Raw genomic sequence first — 23,058 nt, forward strand, 5'->3', positions numbered from 1 at the left:
CCGATTCAGGTGCCTGTGAATAAGCCCTGAACCGGAACCGGATCAAATCCGTGAAAGGTCCCGCGTTGAAGCGGGGCCCTGGCAGGTGTCAGAGCAGACCCAGGCCTTGAGCAAGATTGTCAGCGGGCACATAACCCCGAACCATATTGCCGTCTTCCAACACAATGGCCGGAGTCCCGGTAACACCGACACGACCACCGAGCTGATACTGCTCCAGCACCGGATTCTCGCAACTTGCCGAGGCTACCGAACGTCCGCCCTTGGCGGCATCCATGGCAGCTTGCTGATCCTCAGCACACCAGACTGATTCGTATTTTGTAAAAGAGGGAGTGCCCGGACCGGAACGCGGGAAGGCGTAGTAGTTAACCGTAATACCGTAGGCATTAAGCTGAGGTACCTCTTCATGTAGCTTACGGCAGTAAGGGCAATCGATGTCGGTGAAAACATTGATCACGGCCTTTTGCTCACCCTCGGCCGGGAACCGGATTACACCGTCATCACCAAAATCGGCCATCGTCTGTTCGCGCTGACTTGCCCTGGCCTCTTCCGTCACATTGGCAATGCCATCATTGGTAATTTTCAGCAGATCCCCAGTCAGCAGGTACTGGCCATCGGCGGTGGTGTAGATGGTATCGCCATTGTTGCTCTGGACCTCGTACAGACCGGGCGCCTCGGACTCCCGCACGGACAACACCTTCAGCCCGGGCACGGCAGTGGTCAGACGGTTGGCAATTCCATCCTCGACCTCACCCGCCGTGCTCGGCGCGACCGCCACAACACCGGCTAACAGGGCCGCACCCATAACGACATTCTTGACATGATTTCTGGCAGACATACCTACATCCAGTTAGATGACATTGGGCCCCGGACGCACCAGACAGGCCATAAAAACACGATACTGCGACACCGCGCGAACGCAAAAGTTCAACGCCGACACCTTAACCAAAAAACACAGGTTCAGCCACGGGGATGATGGGCCTGATGCAACGACTGCAGGCGCTGTCGCGCGACATGGGTATAGATTTGGGTAGTAGACAGATCAGAATGCCCTAATAGCATCTGCACCACGCGCAGGTCTGCCCCGTGATTCAGCAGGTGTGTGGCGAACGCATGCCGCAGGGTATGGGGAGACAGATGCTTGCGAATCCCGACCCTGCTTGCGTAGTGCTTGATGCGATACCAGAAAGTTTGACGGGTCATGGCCATCGGCCGGTTACCCGGGAAGAGGGCATCGCAGGAACGCCCTTTTAGCAGCTCCCCTCGTGACTCTTTCATGTAGCGCAGCAGCCAATCCACCGCTTCCTCGCCCAGCGGCACCAGACGCTCTTTGCCGCCTTTACCGGATATCCGAACCACTCCCTGACGCAGGTTTACCTGATCCACCCGCAGCTGGGTCAGCTCGGACACCCGCAAGCCACAGCCATACAATATTTCCAGCATGGCCCGATCCCGCAACTCAATCGGCACCTCCGGGTCCGGCTCGGCCAGCAGCGCCTCCACTTCCTCTTCAGTCAACGAATCCGGTAACCGGCGCGGCAGCTTGGGGCTGTCGATGCGGAGGGTCGGATCTTCAGCTATCACGCCTTCGCGCAACAGAAACCGGTAAAACCGCCGCAAGCCGGACAAACGCCGGGCAGCGGTGGAGGTCTTTACACCATCAGCCAGCCCTCTGGACATCCAGGCGAGCAAATCGGTTCGGCGCACGGCCGTTAGCAAGGGTCGGCCGGGTTGTTCGTGCAACCAGTCCGCCAGGCGCATGAGATCGCTGCGGTACGCTTGCCGGGTCTTCTCCCCCAACCCGTCCTCCAGCCAGATGGCATCGGTAAAACGGGCAATGATTGCCTCATCTTCGAGTCTCAATACTCAATTCTCATGCAGTCGCTCTGACAGGAGCATGCCTGACCAAACAAACAGACACAAAAAAGGCAGCCAGTGGCTGCCTTTTTTACAAGCGTTCTGCTCAGCGAATGGCTGATCAGCCCAGCTTTTCCTTGATACGAGCCGCCTTACCAGACAGGTCGCGCAGGTAGTAAAGCTTGGCCTGACGCACGTCACCGCGACGCTTCACACTGATGCTATCGATCAGCTTGGAGAAGGTCTGGAACGTACGCTCAACACCAACACCGTAGGAAATCTTACGCACGGTGAAGGAGGAGTTCATGCCACGGTTACGCTTGCCGATGACAACACCCTCGAACGCCTGCAGACGCTCACGGTTACCCTCGGTTACGCGAACCTGTACAACCACGGTGTCGCCCGGCGCAAAGGCAGGGATTTCCTTGGTCATCTGTTCTGCTTCAAGTTGACTGATGATGTTGTTCTTGCCGCTCATCGTAATGCTCCTGATACCCAATCTTTTAATGCCCTGATGATTCAGAGGCACCCGGTTCGTTCAAAATCTCTTCCAGTAGCTGACGCTCTTCATCCGTAAACACCCGCTTTTCCAGCAGGTCGGGGCGTCGCTCCAGGGTTCGCCTCAGCGACTGTTTCAGTCGCCAACGCCGGATCTGATCATGGTGACCGCCCAATAAAACATCCGGCACCGCCTGACCTTCGTAAACTTCGGGCCGAGTGTAGTGCGGACAATCCAGCAAACCGTCAGCAAAGGAATCCTGCTCTGCCGACTGCGCATGACCCAGCGCTCCGGGGATGAGGCGTGTAACCGCATCAATGACGGCCATGGCCGCCAGTTCGCCACCGGACAGAACAAAATCACCCAGTGACACTTCCCGATCGACTTCCGTCGCAATCAGGCGTTCATCCACACCCTCGTATCGGCCTGCCACCAGAATCAGTCGCTCTTCAGCCGCCAGGGACTCAACAACAGTCTGATTCAGTGTTTCGCCCTGTGGCGACAAATACACCACACAGGCCTTACCAGGTGCCGATTCCCGTGCCGCACTGATCGCATCGCGGAGAGGCTGAATTTTCATCAGCATCCCCGGCCCACCACCGTATGGCCGGTCGTCCACGGTGCGGTGACGATCATGGGTGTAGTCACGGGGATTCCAGCTTTGGAAGGTCAGAAGACCATCCCGAACTGCCCTGCCCGTAATCCCAACGTCAGTTACCGCACTGAACATCTCCGGGAATAAACTGACTGCGCCAATCCACACCCGTCAGAACTCCGGATCCCAGTCTACAACCATCCGACCAGTTGCAAGGTCCACATCCCTGACCACCTGCTCGGGCAGGTAAGGAATCAGCCGCTCGCGCTGATCGATGGAGCTTGCCGAAGCTTGCACCACGAGGACGTCATTGGAACCCGTTTCAATCAGGTGGTGCACTGTTCCCAGACACTCACCATCGATCGTCGATACCTCAAGACCTTCAAGCTGAAACCAGTAAAACTCACCTTTCGGGAGCTCTGGCAGCTCATGGGTGCCGACTTTGACCTCTGCACCGCAGTACTTGAGAGCAACATCTCGATCATCAATGCCTTTAAGCCTGACGACGATCCCCTGCCCTTGGCGGCGACCTTCCTCAAGCTTGGCCGGAATACGTTTACCGTCCAGGTCTAAAGTCCAGTCGCGGTAGTTCAGGATTCCGTCCTTGGGGTCAGTGAAGGAGTAAACTTTTAGCCACCCCTTGACCCCAAACACCGAGGTAATCCGGCCGATCACAGTTTCCTGCGAATTCTGTGTCATGCCATAAACCCCGGTCTTAAGTCGTACTTACTCAGCGCCTTTCAGCAGCTGGGCAACGCGCTCGCTCGGCTGGGCGCCTTGGCCCATCCAGAATTCAACGCGCTCACGATCTACACGCAGACGCTCTTCCTGACCGCGGGCGACCGGGTTGAAAAAGCCAACTCGCTCAATGAAACGACCGTCGCGAGATTTGCGGCTGTCGGTAACTGTCAGATGATAGAACGGGCGCTTCTTTGAGCCACCACGAGCCAAACGGATGCTTACCATTTAACCAATATCCTGTTCTGTTGTACGAAACTTGTACGATTCACGCCAACTGAAACGCAGCTGGCGCGAAGACCCATACTCGAAAGGGGCGCTATTCTATGCTAATTGAGCGCCAATGAAAACAGGGAAACACGTTGATTCCCTGTTTTCGATGTAAGGCATTTTACATACGGCCAAACGGAGGCATTCCACCTCCACCACCGCCGGGCGGCATCATACCACCAAGACCGCGCATCATATTCGCCATACCACCCTTTTTGCCAAATTTTTTCATCATTTTCTGCATTTGCTTGTGCTGCTTGAGCAGACGATTGATGTCCTGGATCTGGGTGCCAGAGCCGGATGCGATTCGACGCTTGCGCGAGTTATTGATGGTATCGGGGTAGCGACGCTCCTTCGGAGTCATGGAGCAGATAATGGCCTCCATCTGTCCCATGGATTTGTCATTGACCTGCTGCTGCGCCATCTGGGCCATTTGACCCATGCCCGGCAACTTATCCATCAGACCACCGATGCCACCCATACTCTTCATCTGCTGGAGCTGATCCCGGAAGTCCTCTAGATCGAAGCTCTTACCCTTCTTGATCTTCTTGGTAAGCTTCTGGGCCTTCTTCTGATCCAGTTTGCGCTCTGCTTCCTCTATAAGGGAGAGCACATCGCCCATACCCAAAATCCGGGAAGCAACCCGGTCCGGATAGAACGGCTCAAGGGCGTCGGATTTTTCACCCACACCCAGGAATTTGATTGGCTTGCCGGTGATATGGCGAACCGACAGCGCCGCACCTCCGCGGGCGTCGCCGTCGGTCTTGGTCAGTACGACACCGGTCAACGGCAGCGCGTCATTGAACGCCTTCGCGGTATTGGCCGCATCCTGACCGGTCATGGCGTCAACAACAAACAGGGTCTCAACCGGATTCACCGCTTTGTGCAGTCGGCCGATCTCACCCATCATTTGTTCGTCTATGTGCAGACGACCGGCGGTATCCAGGATGACAACATCAATATGCTTTTTGCGGGCCGCGTCGATCGCACCCTCAGCAATGTCCACCGGATCCTGCTCGGCGGTGCTGGGGAAAAACTCCACACCGACTTCACCCGCCAGGGTTTCCAACTGCCGGATAGCCGCCGGGCGGTAGACGTCGGCACTGACCACCAGCACTGACTTTTTCTGACGCTCCTTAAGGAAGCGTGAAAGCTTGGCAACCGTCGTGGTTTTACCCGCACCCTGCAAACCGGCCATCATGATCACCGCCGGCGGCTGCACTGCCAGATTGAGGGACTCGTTGCCCTCGCCCATGACGCGCTCCAGCTCCTGCTGGACCACTTTCACGAACACCTGGCCAGGCGTCAGGCTGCGCTGAACTTCCTGGCCGATGGCCCGTGCGCGGACACCTTCGACGAAATCCTTGACGACCGGCAGGGCGACATCCGCTTCCAGCAGCGCCATCCGAACTTCGCGCAGCGTATCCTTGATGTTGTCATCGGTTAACCGCGCCTGACCGGAAATCTTGCGCAGGCTACCGGAAAGTCGGTCTTGGAGGTTCTCAAACATGTTGCTCTTCCGTACCCCGGATAAATTGAGTGCATGGAGTGCAGGTGCCGGCTAGGCGCCTTGATTCCAGTTGCATAATCGCGACATTATAACCAGACTATCGCCCTGAAACGACCAGCCCGGTCAAATCGGTGAAACGAACCACCGATCTCCTGTTAGAACAGTGGTATATAAGGAAGTTATGGGAACGCTGATTCTCGCGGTCACCGCTCTTTTCCTGTACAGCGTCGGCACCGCGCTGCAGGCTCTGCATTTCAGGGGACGCATTACCAGCAATCTCGCCATCACCACCTTGATCGGGGTGCTCGCACTGATCAGCCACGGCCTACTAATTGCCCAGAGCGTTCATCACGACGGCGGTTTCGACTTCGGCTTTTTTAAGAGCTCAGTACTGATTTCCTGGCTGATCGTGCTGCTGTTACTGGGCCTGAACCTCAGAAAACCGGTCCAGAACCTGTTCCTCGTTGTTTACCCGCTGGCCACCCTGACCATCATCTTGGCTCTGGTGACGCACACGCCGTCCAGACTGGTCTCGGACGACAGCTACGGCATGCTGTCACACATTGCACTTTCGGTCACAGCCTACAGCCTGTTTACCCTCGCCGCCATCCAGGCAACGCTGCTCTACTTCCAGAATCGCCAACTGAAGCACAACTATAACAGTCTGCTGGTGCGCAACCTGCCCCCACTGCAGACCATGGAGTCACTGCTATTTGAGATGGTGTGGGCAGGCGTGGTCATGCTGATCCTGGCCATCGCCACTGGCGCCCTGTTTGTGCAGGATCTGTTTGCCCAAGACCTGGCACATAAAACTGTTTTTTCCATGCTATCCCTACTGGTTTTCGTCGCCCTTCTGATCGGGCGCTATACCAAGGGCTGGCGTGGCCTGACGGCGAGCCGCTGGACGCTGGCGGGCTGCGTCCTGCTGATGCTGGCGTTCTACGGCAGCAAATTCGTCCTGGAACTCCTGTTCCAGAAAGGCGCCTGAGCCCGGACCTCATAACTTGACACCGACCTTGGCCACACCCTATTTTCCCCACTTGTCGGCAATATAAGGACACACCCCTTGAACGAAACATCGCTGACCGCGCTGTTTATCCTCCTCGTCGGCCTGATCATGTTGTCCGGTTTCTTCTCAAGTTCAGAAACCGGCATGATGTCCCTGAATCGATATCGCCTCAAACACCTGGCCAAAACTGGTCACCGGGGCGCGCGCAGGGCGGAAAAGCTGCTGCAGCGAACCGACCAGCTGATCGGGGTTATCCTGATCGGCAACAACTTCGTGAACATCTTTGCATCGTCGATCGCCACCGTCATTGCCATCAAGATCTGGGGCGACGCCGGCATCGCAATCGCGACCATCCTGCTGACCGTGGTGATACTGATTTTTGCCGAGGTCACGCCAAAGACCCTGGCAGCACTGTTTCCCGAAAAAATAGCCTTTCCGGCCAGCTACATCCTTGGCCCGCTGCTGAAAATCCTCTACCCCATCGTCTGGGCGGTGAACCTGCTCACCGGCGGAATCCTGAAACTCCTGCGGATCTCGCCGGAGGATGCAGCCACCGACCACCTCAGCCGGGAAGAACTGCGCACCCTTGTGAACGAGGCTGGCGCGCTGATACCGGCCAAACACAAGGACATGCTGGTCAGCATCCTGGATCTGGAAAAGGTCACGGTGAACGACATCATGGTGCCACGGAATGAAGTGGTTGGTATCGATCTGGAAGACGACACCGACACGATCCTGCGTCAGCTCCGAAGCAGTCAGCACACCCGCCTGCCGGTGTTTTCGGGCGACATTAACGAGATCAAGGGCATACTGCACCTGCGCAGCGTCTCCAAGCTGCTGCTGCACGAGGAAGTCAATAAGGCCATGATCATGCAACTGTGCCAGGAGCCCTACTTTGTGCCCGAAAGCACGCCGCTGAATACCCAGTTGATCAACTTCCAGAAGGGCAAGCGTCGATTCGGCGTGGTCGTGGACGAATACGGAGACGTGCTCGGTCTGGCCACCCTGGAGGACATACTCGAAGAGATCGTGGGCGAGTTCACCACCGACTACGCCGCCACCAGCCCCGACATCATTCCTCAGGACGACGGCACTTTTATTATTGATGGCACCGCTGCCGTGCGCACCATCAATAAAACCCTGGGCTGGAAGCTGCCGATCGACGGTCCAAAAACCCTGAACGGACTGATTACCGAAACCCTGGAGAATATTCCGGACACCAACGTGTGCCTGAAGGTGGAAGGGCACTGCGTTGAAGTGCTCCAGATCAAAGATAACGTGGTCAAAGCCGCCATCGTCCACCCGCGCAAACGCCGTAAACGCGCAGTGGCGAGGTAACCTCCAGGGCCACTATATATCCCGGAGCTATGAAAAACCGGACTTTAAAAAGATCAAATTTCAACCACCCCCTTGACCCTTATCAATTAGCCACCAACACTTATCATGGTGACGAATAAGTAATCATAAGGAGCATGCCTCTGAACCCAACGAAAAACGTTGGGTAGCTGTCCCATCCCGAAGCCGCGCAACCCGTTGCTCCCCAGGTTTTCACTGGTGGTACGGATAACTGGGTCAGTAACAACGGAACACGGCGCCTGCCACCTGCACCGTTTTTTGACGGCTATCGCAGGTCTGGTTTTAGTCATGTTAACTTTGCTGAAAATGCGGTAAATTTGACCAATAATTAGAAAATCAGGATTTTGCTCGGTCATGTATCCGGTTGAGGCGTAAAAGGAGTCTGCCATGAACAAGCAGTCCGGCATACATTACCTTCGCGAGCACAGGGAAGCGGGTAACAAACCGGTCCCCGCGGAGGTTACCCGCATCCGTGACACGGTGGTCGCCGGGCTGGGCGATCTGATGCAGGGTGCATTCGATGCCGTCGACGATTCGCTGTTCGAACTCGCTAACAATGCGCGTAGCAATAACGAACAGAATCGTTACTTCGAGGCCATGCGCGAGATTCGAATCAAGCGCAAAGGCGTCGAGCGCCATTTCCAGAGCGCCGTCGCCCATTTCTTCTCGAACCCGCCACACACCGGACACAGCCAAGAAGAGACTCTGAGCAAACAGGCCGGCTCCGAGAGCCTGTCGCTGGTGGGCGATGAGGACCTGGAAGAACAGGTTGCCCTGAACGCTATGATCACCAAAGCCAAGGCCCATTTCCAGGGCCCGCTGCTGCAATTACAGACCCGATTCAGCCAGGTCTACTCCGAAGCGACCGAAGAATCCCCCGTTAACCCAATGGCTCCCGAGCATCTCTGCAGCGCCTTCACCGAAGCCATTGAAGCCCTCGAGATCCAGATTCGCGAGCGTCTCATTTTGCTCAAGCAGTTTGATCGCTACGTGGTTTCCAACCTGGGCATGTTATTGGACGAGGCCAACCGGATTCTGATCCAGGCGGGTGTCATCCCCAACTTCCGCTACCACGGCAAAGCCGGGAAGCAATACAAAGCCGAATCCGCCAAGGATGCACCGCCCACGGCGACAGAGACACCGGAGCCAACTGGCCAGGCAAGCACCGAGGCCACAAGCAACAGCGCGGTATTCGAACAGATCCGTCAGATGCTGGCCCTGCAAAGGGCGAATGCCGGCATTCCGCCGCGTGCCTCCGATCCAGGCATTCGCCTGGTCGGTGATTCGGAGCTGGCCGACCTGCTGAACGCCCTGCCCCTACCGGATACTCGCCCCATCAGCGGCAATCTCAGCGATGGTGAGCCTATCACCATTGATCTCCGCTACGTGGTCCAGCAGATTCTGTCCCAGGCCGATACCGGCGATGGCCGGAAACCGGCGCTGAACGAGTTCGATGAGGACCTCATCAACCTGGTGTCGATGCTGTTCGAATTCATCCTGGACGATTACAACCTTTCAGCGCCAGTGCAGGTGCTGATCAGTCGGCTGCAGATTCCCATTCTAAAAGTAGTAATCAGGGACAAAAGCTTTTTTAGCCAGGCCAGCCATCCAGCTCGTCGCTTGCTTAACTCCATGGCCCGCGCCGGCATTGGCTGGAGTACCAGCGACGAAAAGACGAAAGACAAGCTTTACAACCAGATCCATAACATCGTTCAGCGGATTCTCAACGAATTCACCGGAGACGTCGCCCTGTTTGAAACCCTGAACCAAGAGTTTGACCAGTTTCTAGAGAAAGAGAACCGCAAGTCCTCCCTCGTCGAGCAGCGCACCCGGGAATCCGAACGGGGCCGCATCAAATCCCAACAGGCGCAGGAAACCGTCGACAACCTGCTCAGGCAGAAAGTTGCCCGTTACAAGCTGCCCGAAACTATCCATGACATCCTGATTAACGGCTGGAGCCGGGTAATGTTTCTCGCTTACCTGCGGGACGACGTGGAGCATCGCTGGAACGAATCCGTACGCGTTGTCGACGACCTGATCTGGTGCCTGCACCCCCATCAGGAAGACGACGAACGGGACCAATGGGTTCGGGTGGTTCCCAGTCTGCTCAAGACCCTTCGCGCCGGGCTCGAGGAGGTTTCCTACAACTCATCGAAACTGGATGTGATGATCGGCCACCTCAAGCACGAACTGGCCGAAGCCTTCCGGACCAACGCGGCCATCGAGGCGCGACAGGACTCACCAGCCGAACCTGAAGAAGACATCGCCACGCTGCATCAGACTGCGGTGGAACGCCAGCAACAACTGGAGGACGCCGCAATCTCCGAATATGTGACCCAGATCGATACCATCGACATTGGCAATTGGGTGGAATTCCGCCTGGTGAACGGTGCCAGCTTCCGCTGCAAGCTATCGGCGATCATTGAAGAGGCAGACTGCTTCGTGTTCGTTAACCGCATGGGACTGAAGGTCATCGAGAAGAATCGGATTGAGCTGGCACACGAAATGCGCCGCGGCCGCCTGACCCTGCTCGAACAGGGTGCCCTGATCGACCGGGCCCTGGACGCGGTAGTCGGCAGCCTACGGAGTAAAACAGCCTGAGTCTGATGCAACAAACAGACGGGGCCAAGCACAGCCTGCCGGCCGGCTATCGTATAGCACTGGCGATGTCGGCGGCTGTTCTGGCCCACACGCTGCTACTGTCCGGGTTTCCGTCGCCGTTTGAGGAAACCGACGATGCCCGCCATCGCGTCAGCGTTGAGCTGGTTGCCCCTGGCGCAGTAACCCGCCCGGAACGCCCTGCGGCGACGGCACTGGCCAATAGCCGCAACCCCAGATTCGAGGTAGCGTCCCTTCAGACAAAGACCACACCATCACGATCTGAACCCGCTCTCCGAAGCACCAGCGACTCCAGCGTCAGCACCAAGCCCCAAGCTCAAGCCTCGGCCACGAGTGCCCCGAGCAAACCGGCGGCCGGGGCCACCGCCTCAACGGCCTCCCGCGCAGGCGAGCAAGCCACCCTGATGGAGCCGCGACCGGTAGCAACCACCACCCGGATCACGGAATCACCAGACGAGCAGGACCCCTACCTCATCAAACTGGCAGTTCACCTGGGTCATGAGCTGGAAAAACTGAGAGTGCCAGCAATCGCCCAGCTGTCGGAACGGGTGGCGATGGAGATCGAGCTCCAGTTGCTGGGCAATGGTGCCCTGACACGGGCGAAGGTATTGAAATCGACGGGGCTTAAACGGATTGACGATGCGGCCTACCGTGCATCACTGGCCGCCAGCCCCTATCCAGAGCCTCCGGTCGGCGGCCAGAGCCGGTTCGAGATTGAACTGGTGTTCTCCCCGAACCGGTTCTGAAACGCTCAAATCAGGCTTCGGCCTGCTTGGCAGCATCCTTGACCATCTTGGCCAGTTCACCGCTCTCGGACATTTCGAGGACGATGTCGCAACCGCCTACCAGCTCACCGTTGATGTACAGCTGGGGATAGGTAGGCCAGCTGGAATACACCTTCAGGGCTTCGCGGAGCTCCTGGTTGTCCAGGATGTTTACAAATGCGAAGCGCTCGCCACAGGCCATCAGAGCCTGAACCGTCTTGGCGGAAAACCCGCACTGGGGTGCCTGGGGGCTGCCCTTCATGTACAGAATGACGGGGTTATCGCCGAGCTGGCTCTTGATGGTTTCGTTAATGTCCATGAACATTCACCTCTGATCGGAAACGGAATTGCCATCGGGCAACGGACTTGGTACCTATTGTACACGTCCAGCCGAGACCGCACCAAACACGGTACCGCGCCGGCTGCCTCAGCCTGGCGCCGCAGCGTTGTCATCCCTGCTACGAAGGGCTAGACTTGTTGGCCCATTTTTTCAGGCAACGTTTTCGCCAACTCCGGTGATGCCGGGCTTCGTTGACATAAGGGCCAATGCATGGCGGCACGACACTTTCTGACACTGAACGACATGACAACCACTGAGCTGGAAAGCCTGGTGGATCATGCCTCCAAACTCCGGAATGAGTGGCATCAGGGTAAGGTGCGGGACACCCTCAAGAATCGCGTTCTGGCGATGATCTTCGAGAAATCCTCTACCCGGACCCGGGTGTCGTTCGAAGCCGGAATGGCACAGTTGGGCGGCTCGGCAATGTTCCTGTCACCGCGAGACACCCAACTTGGGCGCGGAGAACCGATTGAAGACTCCGCCATTGTCATTTCCAGCATGGTCGATGCGGTGATGATCCGTACCTTCGCCCATGAGACGGTCCAGCGTTTCGCTGCCGCCTCCCGGGCACCGGTCATCAACGCCCTGACCGACGACTTCCACCCGTGCCAGCTGCTGGCTGATATGCAAACCTACCGGGAACACCGCGGCAGCATTCGCGGTGCCACCGTGGCCTGGATTGGCGACGGCAACAACATGTGCCATTCCTACGTCAATGCGGCGGCACAATTCGATTTCCATCTTAATGTTGCCTGCCCGGAAGGCTACGAGCCCGACGCCGAGCTGCTGAAAACCCATGGCGACCGGGTAACAGTATTTCGGGACCCGGCCGAAGCGGCGCGCAGCGCCAACCTTCTGGTCACCGATGTCTGGGCGTCCATGGGCCAGGAAGAAGAACAGAAGATCCGCGAGCAGGCCTTCCGAAGCTACCAGATCAGCCCAGCGCTGATGCAATTGGCCGACAAGGATGCTCTGTTTATGCATTGCCTGCCGGCCCACCGTGGCGAAGAAATTTCGGCTGACATGATGGAACACCCCAGCTCGGTGGTCTGGCACGAGGCCGAGAACCGGCTGCACGCTCAGAAAGCGTTGTTGGAGTTTCTCATCCTCAATCAGCTGAACTAACCTCATGCATACTCCCACCCATTCCCCGGACGGCTGGCTGCTCGAGGTGAACAACCTGTCTTGCGGTTACGGGGGTGACTCCGTAGTCAGGGACGTCAGCTTTGCACTCAGCCATGGCGACATCGGCTGCCTGCTGGGTCCCAGTGGCTGCGGCAAGAGCACCATCTTGCGAGCTCTGGCCGGCTTTCTCCCCCTGAACAGCGGTGAAATCAGTCTACTCTCCCAGGCCATCAGCCTGCCCGGCCGAACGCTGGCGCCCGAGAAACGCCGGGTGGGCATGGTGTTTCAGGACTACGCCCTGTTCCCGCACCTGACCATCGCCGACAACGTCGGTTTCGGCCTGCGCAACATGTCCAAGGCAGAGAAGCATCAAAAAGTGGCGGAACTGCTCGACGTGGTGCACCTGCAAGACCTGGCCAACAACTACCCGCACGAATTGTCGGGTGGCCAGCAACAGCGCGTCGCCTTGGCCCGCGCCCTGGCCCCGGAGCCGACTCTGATCCTGCTGGACGAGCCATTCTCCAACCTGGACGCAGACCTGCGTCGCCGGTTAAGCCTCGATGTGCGGGATATCCTGAAGACTCTCGGCATCAGCGCCATCCTGGTCACCCACGACCAGCAGGAAGCCTTTGCCATGTGCGATCAGGTCGCGGTGCTTCGCGACGGCCAGATCCAGCAGTGGGACGTTCCCTACAACCTTTACCACGAACCCTCTAACCGCTTCGTTGCCGGCTTCGTTGGTCAGGGCGGTTTCGTGCCTGGGAAGACATTGGGGCCGGATACCATCGAATCCGAGCTTGGCGTGATTCACGGCAACCGGGCCTACAACTGGTCAGCCGGCACCCTGGTGGATGTTCTCATCCGCCCCGACGACATCGTCTTCGATGCCGACTCCGAGCTTCGCCCCAAGGTGATTGAAAAAACCTTTGCCGGCACCTCGACCCTATACCGTTTCCGGTGTTCAGAAGACACCGAATTCGAGGCACTGTTCCGAAGCCACCTCGATTTTCACCTGGGCGAGCACGTGCCGGTGCGCGTCGAAGCCGATCACCTCATCGCGTTTGAGCGCAACGCCTGAGCGCAGTCAGTCGTTGCAGACACGCTCAACAGCATCGATCCAGCCAGCGTACAGGGACTCCCGCAGCGAGGGACCCATGCGCGGCTCGAATCGGTGCTCGCATTCCCAAAGTTTGGCGATTTCCTCAAGACTGGAGTAGACCCCCGTTTGCAGGCCTGCCAGATAGGCCGCGCCCAGAGCGGTTGTCTCGGTGATTTTGGGGCGGTCCACGGTGACATCGAGGATATCGGCGAGGAACTGCATCACCCAGTCGTTGACCACCATGCCGCCATCCACCCGCAAGGTTTTCAGGTGGGCACCGTCGTTCTGGATGGCCCGAATCAGGTCCTTGGTCTGGTAACACACGGACTGAAGACCCGCCGTCACGATTTCGGCTATTCCGGTATCCCGGGTCAGCCCCATGATCGCGCCTCGGGCATGCGGGTCCCAGTGTGGTGCGCCCAGACCGGTGAACGCGGGCACCAGGTACACCGGATTCTCAACACCTACAGACTCCGCATGCGCCGTAGATTCACTGGCGTGCTTGATCAGCTTCAGGCCATCCCTCAGCCACTGCATGGCAGCGCCAGCCACAAAGATGCTGCCCTCCATGGCATAGCAGGGTCTGCCATTGAGGCGGTAGGCCATGGTGGTTAGCAACCTGTTTTCCGATCGCAGCGCCTTATCGCCGGTATTCAGCATCAGGAAACAGCCGGTGCCGTAAGTGCTCTTCGCCATCCCCGGCTCGAAACACGCCTGCCCGATCAAGGCTGCGTGCTGGTCGCCGGCAACGCCGGCAATGGCAACCGGCGCCCCCAGCCACTCCGCCTGGGCGGTGCCATAATCTGCGGCGCTATCCAGCACCTCGGGCAGTAACGACCGGGGCACCCGGAACAGCTCCAGCAGCTTATCGTCCCAGTCCTGGTCGTGAATGTTGAACAATGCAGTACGAGAAGCATTGGTCGCATCAGTGCAGTGGGACTCGCCACCGGTCAGATTCCACAGCAACCAGCTGTCAATGGTGCCGAAGGCCAGCTCACCGGCCTCGGCGCGGACCCTTGCGCCCTCGACGTTATCGAGAATCCAGGCGATTTTCGTGGCCGAGAAATAGGGGTCAATCAGCAGCCCGGTGCGCTCCACCACCGTATCCTCGTGGCCGTCGGTCTTAAGCTTTGTGCACAGGGACGCGGTGCGTCGGTCCTGCCAGACAATGGCATGGTAGATGGGCTTGCCAGTGCTGCGCTCCCAGATCACGGTGGTTTCACGCTGGTTGGTGATGCCGATACCCGAGAGATCAGCGGCCGCAACGTTTGCCTTTTCCAGGGCACCGCGACACACCGCCAGCGTACTCTCCCAGATCTCAATCGCGTCGTGCTCAACCCAGCCGTCCTGGGGGAAATACTGGTGAAACTCCTGTTGGTCAGAAGCAACACTGGCACCGGTGTCATCAAACACAATAGCGCGGGAGCTGGTAGTGCCCTGATCGACGGCAAGCAGGTAGCGAGTCATAAAGATCTCCGTTTGTTTTTCCCGGATTCTAGCAGCAGTGGAAAAGCGAGGAGACCGAATGGGGCAAAAAAGGAGGGGAAAATAAAAAAAGGGCCGGAAAACCGGCCCTCAAATGACGAATGAAACAAGGAAAGTTCGTAAGAACTACAACCTCAAAAGCCATCCCTTACGCTCTTAGTATTAGCCAAGCGGTCACGTTCGTCCGTAGCGGTTGTGTAGCGACTTTGTTACATCTGGTTAGACCCTGGGCTGTAGATCACACAATCGGGTCGATCGGCTTCTTACGCGGCCACACCAGGCTGAAACGCGCCCCACCCAACTCGTTACTGCGGCCTACAAAAGCCTGCCCGCCATGCCAATACAGGATGCGCCTGACAATGGACAAGCCCAGGCCATATCCGCCAGAAGTACGGGTTCGGCTGTCATCAAGGCGTGCAAAGGCGGTAAACACTTTTTCCCAATCTTCCTCTGGAACCCCGGAGCCGTCATCTTCAACGTCAATCCGGCAGTTGTCCTCGTCGATGCTGCAACGCACCAGCACCCGGCCAGCCGCGTACCGACCAGCATTACCGACCAGGTTCTGAACAGCCCGGTGGATATAACGCGGCTCGACATCGGCAAGGGCCCATTGCTCGGAGGCCGGGTCAATATCAGCCTCGATTTTCAGTGCCGGTCGAATCAGCTGCTGCTCTGACACCACTTGCCGAACCAGATCGGTGACCGACGCCTCCTGCAACGAGAACACCGGCCCACCCTGCTCCAGCCGGGCGTAGGTCAGGATTTCATCAATCAGCTCATCCAGTTCCTGAATATCGCCATCGATGCCTTCGAGCTGCTTCTGCAGCCGCCCTTCATCCTGGCAGTCCTCGATCATCTGCACGCCGAACCGGATGCGGGCGACCGGCGTGCGCAGCTCATGGGAGACCGCGTGAATCATTTCACGCTGCACATTGACCAGACGCTGAATGTGCTCCGCCATGCCGTTAAAGGAGGCACCGAGGCGGGCAACCAGGGTTCCGGATCCGGTTTCCACCCGAGCGCCCATTTCACCGCGGGCAATGCGAACGGCCACCGACTCAACCTTCCTCAAGTTGCTGTCTACCGCACGCACACCAAGGAAAACCGCGACCGCGAGCACCCCGCCGACCACCGCCACCAGCAGCAAAACCACCGGCCAGGCCCAGGGCGTAAACGGGTGCGGCATGGCAATCCGGAACAGTTCACCATCGTCGAGCTGTAACAACACATGCCCCATACCGATCGGGCCCTGCTTGTAAAACACCAGACCATCCCTGGCTACCTGCTCAAGCACCTCATCGGAAGGCAACAGGGCAGCATCGTTCACTGGCGTCACTTCAACATTGAGCGCCTCGGCAAGCCGGGACGACATGCTGACACGCTCCTCCGGGCCCGACGCCCGAAGATGCCAGCGCACGATCAGGGCGACCGCTTCAGCCACCTCCTGGTAAGGATCGTCCAATTTCATCTGCAACACCCGGGCGTCGGGACCGGCTGCCAGAATCCGATAGCCAGCAGGGCTTGCCAGGGAGACAATCTGATCGTAGCCAAGGCGTTCCAGCGTTACCGGAGACAGGTCCAGCTCATCGGGAGAAGTCACTTCGAAGTCGTAGAGGGCACCGAGCCAGTGGTAGCGGTCGGCAGCATCGGGATCGGACTGGAGCCAACGCATCAGCGGCTCAGGGAAGCGCTCGTGCCAGAACTGGGACCTGACCGAATTAACCCCCACGAAGAGGGCGACACAGACAACCAGGACCAGCGTCACCAAACCGGCAAAGCGCGCGTAAAGCTTAAGAAAGAACATCAGGGGCATGTCATGAACCCTGGTACGGAACGCCGGTGCCTGCTAGAAAGGGTGCACCGGCTCCAGAGACTGAATTGTCAGGCTTCCTTTACGAACAGGTAGCCTTTACTGCGGACGGTCTTGATTCGACGGGGATGGATGGGATCGTCGCCGATCTTTGGCCGAATGCGGGAGACCCGAACGTCGATGGAGCGATCCTGACCGTCGTATTCGATACCACGCAAGGCGGTGAAGATCTCTTCGCGGCTCAGCACCCGTCCGGCGTTGCTCGCCAACAACCAGAGCAAGTCGAATTCCGCACTGGTCAGATCGATGCTGGCATCGCTCAGCCAGGCTTCGCGCATGGACCGGTCAACCACCAGGTCATTGAACTGCAGGCGGACCGGCTCTTCACCATTGGCTTCATTACCGGCGGCCTGCCCGGCTTCTGTCACACGGCGCAGCATGGCGCGTATGCGGGCCAACAGCACGCGCGGCTTGGCCGGCTTTCCGATGTAATCATCCGCGCCCATTTCCAGACCAAGGACCTGATCCAGATCATCGGTGCGGGCTGTCAGCATGATGATGGGGCCGGAATAGAACGGACGCACCCGACGGCAGATCGACAAGCCATCCTCGCCCGGTAACATCAGATCCAGTACCACCAGATCCGGCTGCTCGTTACGGATGCGCTCAACTGCCGCACCACCGTGGGTTTCGAGCGAGACTTGCAGACCGTTACTCTCGAGATACTCACGGGTCAGCTCGGCCAGTCGCTCATCGTCCTCAACAATGAGAATTCGCCAACTTTCGTTTGTCTGTTCCACGCCATCCATCTCTGATTTTGTTTTTCCAATTGTGATTCGTACCGTTCGCCCGACAATACAGGCAACCTGCGGTAACAGCAATTATACATGCTATTCAGAAATATACATGGAACTCGGACTCTGTTACAGCCCGTGACAAAGCGCCTCTTCAACTTCGGCTGATCGAATCCTGTCATACAGACGTCACCCGCTCGTCATGGGTGTGTCACACCGGCTTCATAGGCTTGTCGGGAAATGGACACAAAAGAGACCATGCCATGACCGGACAAACCGCGAGACCACGTCGAAGCGCTCGTCGCCTGACCAGCGACATCACCCGTAGCCCCGATTTGATTGAAGCGGCGCAGCGTCTGCGCTACCAGGTGTTTTCGGAAGAATACGGCAGTGATCTTGGTGCCGAGGTGCCAGGACTGGATCGCGATTCCTTCGACGACGTCTGCGACCATCTGATCGTTACCGACAGCGACAGCGGTGAGCTGGTTGCCACCACCCGGATTCTGCACCAGACCGACACCGAACTGGTCGGCGGCTTTTATTCCACCGGCGAATTCGATCTGTCTGCCCTGAACCAGTTGCCCGGTACCGTTGCCGAACTGGGCCGCACCTGTGTGCACCCAGACTACCGCAATGGCGCGACCATTGGATTGCTGTGGTCTGCCGTGGCTGAATATCTGATTGCCCGCAACGTTGACTACGTGATCGGTTGCGCCAGCATCAGCATGGCCGATGGCGGCCTGAAAGCCTGGCGGATCGCCCGTCATCTGCAGCGCGAGTATCTGGCAAACGACGAGTATCGAGTGTTTCCCCGACGAAAACTGCCACACCTGACCCACGTCGTGGATGAAACCCGGCCGGTCACCATTCCACCGCTGATCAAGGCCTACATGCGGCTTGGCGCCAAAGTATGCGGTGAGCCCTGCTGGGATCCGGAGTTCCGGTGCGCCGATTTGCTGGTCTTACTGGAAGTAAAAAATCTGGCCACTCGCTACAGCCGGCATTTTCTGGGCAAGGCCTCGTAAGGTGCCTTTTAGCCTGCCAGTGACACGCCAAAACGGAAGATCTTCCATGGCATGGCTCAGACTCACCTCCCGGCTGACCGCGTTTTGCCTGTTCCTGGCGGCGACAGTGCTGCTGGCATCCAGCCTCCTGGCGTTCGATGTGCTGACCCGCCGGCAAATTGATCGAACGCCTTGGGCACGCCGTTGCTTCCGATTAGCGTGCCGGTGTCTCGGTTTTCAGATTCGGGTTCACGGCGCCACGCCCGAACGCAACGTCCTGTACGTGAGCAACCACATCAGCTGGTCCGATATCCCGATTTTGGGCAGCTTGACCCCGATCCTGTTCCTGTCGAAGGCGGAAGTGAGCGACTGGCCCATCATTGGCTGGCTGGCGCAGCAGGCCGGCACCCTGTTTATCAAACGCGGGGGTGGGCGGGCCAGGCGAGTTCGAGCTTCGATTACGGAAAAACTTCAGGCGGGAGAGTCGGTGTTGGTATTTCCGGAAGGCACCACCGGTTTCGGCTTAACAGTGCTTTCCTTTCACGGCCTGCTGCTCGGCGCCGCCGCCGACTGCGAGTCGCCCATCCAGCCGGTGACCATCAGCTATCGCCGCGCTGGACGCCCGGACCATTTGGCTCCGTTCGTAGGCGACGATGCGTTCCACAGCCACCTGGTCACGCTGCTGAAACAGCCACCGACCCAGGTCGATGTCGTGTTCCACCCGGCGATTCGGGTCGAGCCCGAGCTGACCTCATCGCAATTGGCGCTCCAGCTCCGAAACACTGTCCAGGGCGGTCTGTCGCAGATTCAGGCCGGAGCTCTGGATCGCGCCGGGAGCAACATCATTAGAACAGCGGGTGGCCCTGAGCCATCTCATCCTCGGTAGCTTCCCGGCGGCCTACGATCTCCAGATCGAAGTACAGGGTGAAGCCGGCCAGCGGATGATTGGCATCAACCTTGACCAGGTTTCCATCAATGGAGACGACCTGAACAATTTGTGCCTCATCACCGGTATTGGTCTGAAACTTCATGCCGATCTGGAGATCCTCGACACCCTCAAACAGCGAGCGGGGCACCTTGCGGATCAGCTCGGGGTTGTGTTCGCCGTACGCCATCGCCGGCGGTACCGTGACCTCCAGGCAATCACCGACGTTGCGATCCTTAACCGCTTTCTGAATACCCTCGATGATGTCCGGGCTGCCATAAATAAAGTGCAGCGGCTCGCTGCCTTCGGAAGTATCGACAAGTTCGCCGATCTTGTTTTTCAGCACGTAGTGAACGGTGAAAACGTCAGGTTTGGTTTGTGAGACATCCATCAGGCTTATGGGTTTCCTGTGTCGGTTGGTGTGTCATTCAGTTGCAGACCGTAAATCACGAGGCGCTGATCCAGCTTTTCCCGCAGCCCTGACGGCTGCGCTAGCCCCATCCGCTCAAGCAATGGCGCAAAACGATTGTCGTCATCCCGGGCCCTGACGGCCTGCAATAGTGTCGACAGTTTACCACGGCGGGTTGCCGTTGCGGCTTTCAGGGTTTTAAGGGCTTTCCCTAACGTCAGTTCCTCGTCGGTAAAATCCCGCCCGAACGGGAACGCCGGAAACACATCCGCATCGCCCCCGGCCGTAATAGCTGCCTGAATCGCTTCCGGCGTATTGTCACACCAGTCCGCCGGCAGCTGGAAATCCACAGCCACCTTGCCGGCCTTCTGGGCCTGCTTCAGCAATCCGGGCTGAAAACGGGAATCGGCAATACGGATCAGCCGGAGATAGACCTGTTCGTCGGACTGGCCCCGCAGATCGGCGATGCCGTATTCGGTGATGACAATATCGCGCAGATGCCGGGGAATGGTGCAGTGGGCGTAGTTGAAGACAACGTTGGAGACGGCCTTTCCACCGGACTGGCGAGTAGCCCGCAGAGTGACGATGGACCGGGCTCCGGGTAGCTCATGGGCCATGGCGACAAAGTTGTACTGGCCGCCCACGCCGCTGACCACGCGACCATCCGCCAGCCCGTCCGACACTGCGGCACCGCCCAGGGTATACATCATGGTGGAATTGACAAACCGGCTGTGGAGCCGCTGTGCCGCTTTCAGCCGCTGGTCGCCAAAGCGATGATCATACAGGTGATTGATGAAATTGACGCTGGTCATACAGATCTGGTCCCGGCGCTCGTCACTCAGGTCCCGCAGCGACTGATAAAACCTCTCTGGCCCGACGTAGAAGCCGCCGTGCATGGTTACTCCGCCCTTCAGACGCGACCCAAGCGCCAGCGACTTAATGGCCTCCCGGGCCTGGGGATCATCCAGATCCCCATCCACCGACTCGGAGCCCACAAGCAAACGGCCGCCCCGGAGTTCCACGGTATCCCGAAGGATGCCCAACCGGACCAGCCAGGCCACATCCCGGGCCCGCATGGGTGAATCGATCAGCTGTTCGCGACGAAGCACATCCAGGGATTCCATCGTCACCTGCTCACTCAGCTCGCCCCGATTGATCAGGATCTGCAAACCGGCATGGTCGAAGACCTCACGCCTTAGAATGCCCGCCTGCATCAGGTACAGAAAACCATCCACCATCATCTCGCTGCAGCCATACAGCCCCCGCTCAAACGTGCCGGTGCCGCCGTCGGTCTCGGCCACAGGAAAACGCTCGGCAATTCTCAGATGATCGTACACCGCACGCCAGTGTTCGTTGTCCTTGTGGCGGAGGATGGCGCTGTGTACCAGGGCCGCCCCCAGGGAACCAATGCCCACCTGCAGGGTGCCGCCGTCTTTCAACAGGGCGCTGGCGTAAAAACCTATCAGGTGATCTTCCGGGCTGATGGCCATCTCCGGCGCCGAGAACAACGGGTAATCGGTGGAGGGCTGCTCGAACACCACATCAAACGCCGACTCTTCCACGGCGCTATGGCGATCCATCCAGGGCAGGTTCCGATTCATTTCCGCCACCAGAGCCACCGGCGTGCCCTGATCTTCGCGCGCCCGCAGCTCCGGGATCAGGTCGAGGGTCAGATCCGGATTGCAGCTCAGGCTGACCATACCCTCGCGCCCCGCAGGTTCGCCCGGGGCGACCATCTGGGCCACCACATTGACGCCCTGCGCCATCAGATCCCGAACCGCATGGGTGTAATTGCTGCAGACGTAATGCCTCTGTTGCGATTTATTGTTGAGGTAGTTGCCGGCTTTAAAGAAAAACTCGGAGACCTGCACGTTATCCGGCAGGCGATTAGCGGAGACGTCCCTGGCGTAGGCCAGTTCCGGAATCCGACCGTAGAGCCGGTCGGCAAAGGGGGTCAGAAATCGTTTTTCCAGTGACGAACCACCCCTGGGCGCCAAAAGCGACAGGGCGGTAACAATGTGCAGCTGGATTTCAGGATCAACCTTGGCACGCTGGTACAGGGCGTTAACGAACCGGATGGGTTTGCCAAGCCCCAGGGGCAGGCCAAGCGTGATGGTCTTCCCCACCCGATCAATCACTGCATCAACACAAGCCTCTACATCGTCTGAACGTCGACCAGTATCAGTCGCCATTGCCAAGCTCCTTATGGATCAATCCGGCTGTTGTTACGGGCGATGATCACACGACACCTGAACGCTGGCAATGTGCCAGATCAGGTTTGCGACAGAGAGATTAGTAATGCGAGGAGAAGAACAAACGGGACAGGGAGAGCTAGAAATTCCACTTCAGATTCAGGCAGGCACCTTCATTCAGCAGTGCGATGCCGTGATCAGGCTGGGCCGGTTCGGACGCATACCGCTTGCTGCCATCGTCGGAGCGGGTCAGGGTCAGCGTCAACAGGCGAGAGCCAATCTCACTGACCGCCTCGACCGGGCCATCGTCAAAATCACCGGACATGCGCTCCTGGAGCTCGTAAACGTCCTCAACGGTGACAGTTTCGCCCAACTCGTCGAATACGCGCTCAGCAGCTTCGGCGCGGACAACAAAGGCGACGAGATTAAGGGCTAGTAATGCGACAAAGATGCGAATAATCATGACACTTCAACGACCTGGAAACCGAAAGGATTGTAATGATACTTAAGGCTAAAGTCTAATGATTAAACGCCGGAAAGATGTGAAATTGAACACAAAAGCGCCACTGTTTTGTCAGCGAACACCCCCGTTTTTGTCAAAAAATAATCCAGGATATTTCAGCGTGTAACAGACAGCGCCCAGCCTTGGCATTTGCCGGGA

The 23,058-nt window shown here is 58.1% G+C and carries 22 protein-coding genes; 8 read left to right on the plus strand and 14 right to left on the minus strand.

Annotation, left to right across the window (positions count from 1 at the left end; genetic code table 11):
• Positions 1–88: 88 nt before the first annotated feature.
• The 7 genes from FCS96_RS13070 to ffh form a co-directional block, all read right to left on the minus strand.
• Entirely contained in the window at positions 89–802 is a 714-nt protein-coding gene (locus FCS96_RS13070) for a DsbC family protein (RefSeq protein ID WP_407658109.1), read from the minus strand.
• Positions 803–957: 155 nt separating this feature from the next.
• Positions 958–1,860, minus strand: coding sequence for a site-specific tyrosine recombinase XerD (gene xerD, locus FCS96_RS13075; RefSeq protein WP_138440818.1), 903 nt, complete (start codon positions 1,858–1,860; stop codon positions 958–960).
• Between the two features lie 115 nt (positions 1,861–1,975).
• Positions 1,976–2,332 (minus strand): 50S ribosomal protein L19, encoded by a 357-nt coding sequence (rplS, locus tag FCS96_RS13080; RefSeq protein ID WP_138440819.1) that lies wholly within the window; start codon positions 2,330–2,332, stop codon positions 1,976–1,978.
• Positions 2,333–2,357: 25 nt separating this feature from the next.
• Positions 2,358–3,116, minus strand: a complete 759-nt coding sequence (gene trmD / locus FCS96_RS13085; protein WP_138440820.1) for a tRNA (guanosine(37)-N1)-methyltransferase TrmD — start codon at positions 3,114–3,116, stop codon at positions 2,358–2,360.
• 3 nt (positions 3,117–3,119) lie between these two features.
• Positions 3,120–3,647 carry a ribosome maturation factor RimM gene (gene rimM, locus FCS96_RS13090; protein WP_138440821.1) on the minus strand — a complete coding sequence of 176 codons (528 nt, stop codon included), beginning with the start codon at positions 3,645–3,647 and terminating at the stop codon, positions 3,120–3,122.
• 27 nt (positions 3,648–3,674) lie between these two features.
• Complete coding sequence (gene rpsP / locus FCS96_RS13095) at positions 3,675–3,914, minus strand: 30S ribosomal protein S16 (protein WP_138440822.1); 240 nt, start codon at positions 3,912–3,914, stop codon at positions 3,675–3,677.
• Between the two features lie 163 nt (positions 3,915–4,077).
• The gene (gene ffh, locus FCS96_RS13100) at positions 4,078–5,466 is read right to left on the minus strand and encodes a signal recognition particle protein (RefSeq protein ID WP_138440823.1); all 1,389 of its coding nucleotides are present in this window, start codon (positions 5,464–5,466) and stop codon (positions 4,078–4,080) included.
• A 181-nt stretch (positions 5,467–5,647) separates the two neighbouring features.
• Here ffh and FCS96_RS13105 point away from each other — a divergent pair, with 181 nt between their 5' ends.
• The 4 genes from FCS96_RS13105 (at position 5,648) to FCS96_RS13120 (ending at position 11,196) form a co-directional block, all read left to right on the plus strand.
• A complete protein-coding gene (locus FCS96_RS13105; protein WP_138440824.1) occupies positions 5,648–6,454 on the plus strand; it encodes a cytochrome C assembly family protein in 807 nt (268 codons plus the stop codon).
• A 78-nt stretch (positions 6,455–6,532) separates the two neighbouring features.
• A complete protein-coding gene (locus FCS96_RS13110) occupies positions 6,533–7,813 on the plus strand; it encodes an HlyC/CorC family transporter (protein ID WP_138440825.1) in 1,281 nt (426 codons plus the stop codon).
• A gap of 405 nt (positions 7,814–8,218) precedes the next feature.
• Positions 8,219–10,432, plus strand: coding sequence for a DUF1631 domain-containing protein (locus tag FCS96_RS13115; protein WP_138440826.1), 2,214 nt, complete (start codon positions 8,219–8,221; stop codon positions 10,430–10,432).
• Between the two features lie 5 nt (positions 10,433–10,437).
• Complete coding sequence (locus tag FCS96_RS13120) at positions 10,438–11,196, plus strand: TonB family protein (RefSeq protein WP_138440827.1); 759 nt, start codon at positions 10,438–10,440, stop codon at positions 11,194–11,196.
• A 10-nt stretch (positions 11,197–11,206) separates the two neighbouring features.
• On the opposite strand, the gene grxD is transcribed toward FCS96_RS13120, so the two are convergent.
• Positions 11,207–11,533: a Grx4 family monothiol glutaredoxin gene (grxD, locus tag FCS96_RS13125; protein WP_138440828.1), complete on the minus strand. Its 327-nt coding sequence runs from the start codon at positions 11,531–11,533 to the stop codon at positions 11,207–11,209.
• A 231-nt stretch (positions 11,534–11,764) separates the two neighbouring features.
• Here grxD and argF point away from each other — a divergent pair, with 231 nt between their 5' ends.
• Both argF and FCS96_RS13135 read left to right on the plus strand, forming a co-directional pair.
• Positions 11,765–12,679, plus strand: a complete 915-nt coding sequence (gene argF / locus FCS96_RS13130) for an ornithine carbamoyltransferase (RefSeq protein ID WP_138440829.1) — start codon at positions 11,765–11,767, stop codon at positions 12,677–12,679.
• Between the two features lie 4 nt (positions 12,680–12,683).
• Positions 12,684–13,757 carry an ABC transporter ATP-binding protein gene (locus FCS96_RS13135; RefSeq protein WP_138440830.1) on the plus strand — a complete coding sequence of 358 codons (1,074 nt, stop codon included), beginning with the start codon at positions 12,684–12,686 and terminating at the stop codon, positions 13,755–13,757.
• Between the two features lie 6 nt (positions 13,758–13,763).
• Here the strand turns inward: FCS96_RS13135 and glpK are convergent, their stop codons facing one another.
• From glpK to FCS96_RS13150, 3 genes are all read right to left on the minus strand, one after another.
• Positions 13,764–15,245: a glycerol kinase GlpK gene (gene glpK, locus FCS96_RS13140; protein WP_138440831.1), complete on the minus strand. Its 1,482-nt coding sequence runs from the start codon at positions 15,243–15,245 to the stop codon at positions 13,764–13,766.
• A 256-nt stretch (positions 15,246–15,501) separates the two neighbouring features.
• Positions 15,502–17,076, minus strand: a complete 1,575-nt coding sequence (locus FCS96_RS13145; protein WP_138440832.1) for an ATP-binding protein — start codon at positions 17,074–17,076, stop codon at positions 15,502–15,504.
• A gap of 68 nt (positions 17,077–17,144) precedes the next feature.
• Entirely contained in the window at positions 17,145–17,882 is a 738-nt protein-coding gene (locus FCS96_RS13150; protein ID WP_138440833.1) for a response regulator, read from the minus strand.
• A 248-nt stretch (positions 17,883–18,130) separates the two neighbouring features.
• On the opposite strand from FCS96_RS13150, the gene FCS96_RS13155 reads away from it, so the two are divergent.
• Both FCS96_RS13155 and FCS96_RS13160 read left to right on the plus strand, forming a co-directional pair.
• Positions 18,131–18,892 (plus strand): GNAT family N-acetyltransferase, encoded by a 762-nt coding sequence (locus tag FCS96_RS13155; protein ID WP_138440834.1) that lies wholly within the window; start codon positions 18,131–18,133, stop codon positions 18,890–18,892.
• Positions 18,893–18,938: 46 nt separating this feature from the next.
• Positions 18,939–19,757 (plus strand): lysophospholipid acyltransferase family protein, encoded by an 819-nt coding sequence (locus FCS96_RS13160; RefSeq protein WP_138440835.1) that lies wholly within the window; start codon positions 18,939–18,941, stop codon positions 19,755–19,757.
• On the opposite strand, the gene FCS96_RS13165 is transcribed toward FCS96_RS13160, so the two are convergent.
• The 3 genes from FCS96_RS13165 to FCS96_RS13175 all read right to left on the minus strand — a co-directional run bounded on the left by FCS96_RS13165 (position 19,717) and on the right by FCS96_RS13175 (position 22,860).
• Positions 19,717–20,187: an FKBP-type peptidyl-prolyl cis-trans isomerase gene (locus tag FCS96_RS13165; RefSeq protein ID WP_138440836.1), complete on the minus strand. Its 471-nt coding sequence runs from the start codon at positions 20,185–20,187 to the stop codon at positions 19,717–19,719. The two genes, FCS96_RS13160 and FCS96_RS13165, sit on opposite strands and share 41 nt — an antisense overlap.
• A gap of 5 nt (positions 20,188–20,192) precedes the next feature.
• Positions 20,193–22,397: an acetyl-CoA hydrolase/transferase C-terminal domain-containing protein gene (locus FCS96_RS13170; RefSeq protein ID WP_138440837.1), complete on the minus strand. Its 2,205-nt coding sequence runs from the start codon at positions 22,395–22,397 to the stop codon at positions 20,193–20,195.
• Between the two features lie 139 nt (positions 22,398–22,536).
• Positions 22,537–22,860 carry a hypothetical protein gene (locus FCS96_RS13175; protein WP_138440838.1) on the minus strand — a complete coding sequence of 108 codons (324 nt, stop codon included), beginning with the start codon at positions 22,858–22,860 and terminating at the stop codon, positions 22,537–22,539.
• Between the last annotated feature and the right edge of the window lie 198 nt (positions 22,861–23,058).

The organism is Marinobacter alexandrii (assembly GCF_005871205.1).
Lineage (GTDB): Bacteria > Pseudomonadota > Gammaproteobacteria > Pseudomonadales > Oleiphilaceae > Marinobacter > Marinobacter alexandrii.

Bases quoted from the DNA above. Each gene is read 5' to 3' on its own strand.
- FCS96_RS13070 (WP_407658109.1), bottom strand. From the start codon at position 802: ATGGGTGCGGCCCTGTTAGCCGGTGTTGTGGCGGTCGCGCCGAGCACG.
- rplS (WP_138440819.1), bottom strand. From the start codon at position 2,332: ATGAGCGGCAAGAACAACATCATCAGTCAACTTGAAGCAGAACAGATG.
- rimM (WP_138440821.1), bottom strand. From the start codon at position 3,647: ATGACACAGAATTCGCAGGAAACTGTGATCGGCCGGATTACCTCGGTG.
- rpsP (WP_138440822.1), bottom strand. From the start codon at position 3,914: ATGGTAAGCATCCGTTTGGCTCGTGGTGGCTCAAAGAAGCGCCCGTTC.
- ffh (WP_138440823.1), bottom strand. From the start codon at position 5,466: ATGTTTGAGAACCTCCAAGACCGACTTTCCGGTAGCCTGCGCAAGATT.
- FCS96_RS13105 (WP_138440824.1), top strand. From the start codon at position 5,648: ATGGGAACGCTGATTCTCGCGGTCACCGCTCTTTTCCTGTACAGCGTC.
- FCS96_RS13115 (WP_138440826.1), top strand. From the start codon at position 8,219: ATGAACAAGCAGTCCGGCATACATTACCTTCGCGAGCACAGGGAAGCG.
- FCS96_RS13120 (WP_138440827.1), top strand. From the start codon at position 10,438: ATGCAACAAACAGACGGGGCCAAGCACAGCCTGCCGGCCGGCTATCGT.
- grxD (WP_138440828.1), bottom strand. From the start codon at position 11,533: ATGGACATTAACGAAACCATCAAGAGCCAGCTCGGCGATAACCCCGTC.
- argF (WP_138440829.1), top strand. From the start codon at position 11,765: ATGGCGGCACGACACTTTCTGACACTGAACGACATGACAACCACTGAG.
- FCS96_RS13135 (WP_138440830.1), top strand. From the start codon at position 12,684: ATGCATACTCCCACCCATTCCCCGGACGGCTGGCTGCTCGAGGTGAAC.
- glpK (WP_138440831.1), bottom strand. From the start codon at position 15,245: ATGACTCGCTACCTGCTTGCCGTCGATCAGGGCACTACCAGCTCCCGC.
- FCS96_RS13145 (WP_138440832.1), bottom strand. From the start codon at position 17,076: ATGCCCCTGATGTTCTTTCTTAAGCTTTACGCGCGCTTTGCCGGTTTG.
- FCS96_RS13150 (WP_138440833.1), bottom strand. From the start codon at position 17,882: ATGGATGGCGTGGAACAGACAAACGAAAGTTGGCGAATTCTCATTGTT.
- FCS96_RS13155 (WP_138440834.1), top strand. From the start codon at position 18,131: ATGACCGGACAAACCGCGAGACCACGTCGAAGCGCTCGTCGCCTGACC.
- FCS96_RS13160 (WP_138440835.1), top strand. From the start codon at position 18,939: ATGGCATGGCTCAGACTCACCTCCCGGCTGACCGCGTTTTGCCTGTTC.
- FCS96_RS13165 (WP_138440836.1), bottom strand. From the start codon at position 20,187: ATGGATGTCTCACAAACCAAACCTGACGTTTTCACCGTTCACTACGTG.
- FCS96_RS13170 (WP_138440837.1), bottom strand. From the start codon at position 22,397: ATGGCGACTGATACTGGTCGACGTTCAGACGATGTAGAGGCTTGTGTT.
- FCS96_RS13175 (WP_138440838.1), bottom strand. From the start codon at position 22,860: ATGATTATTCGCATCTTTGTCGCATTACTAGCCCTTAATCTCGTCGCC.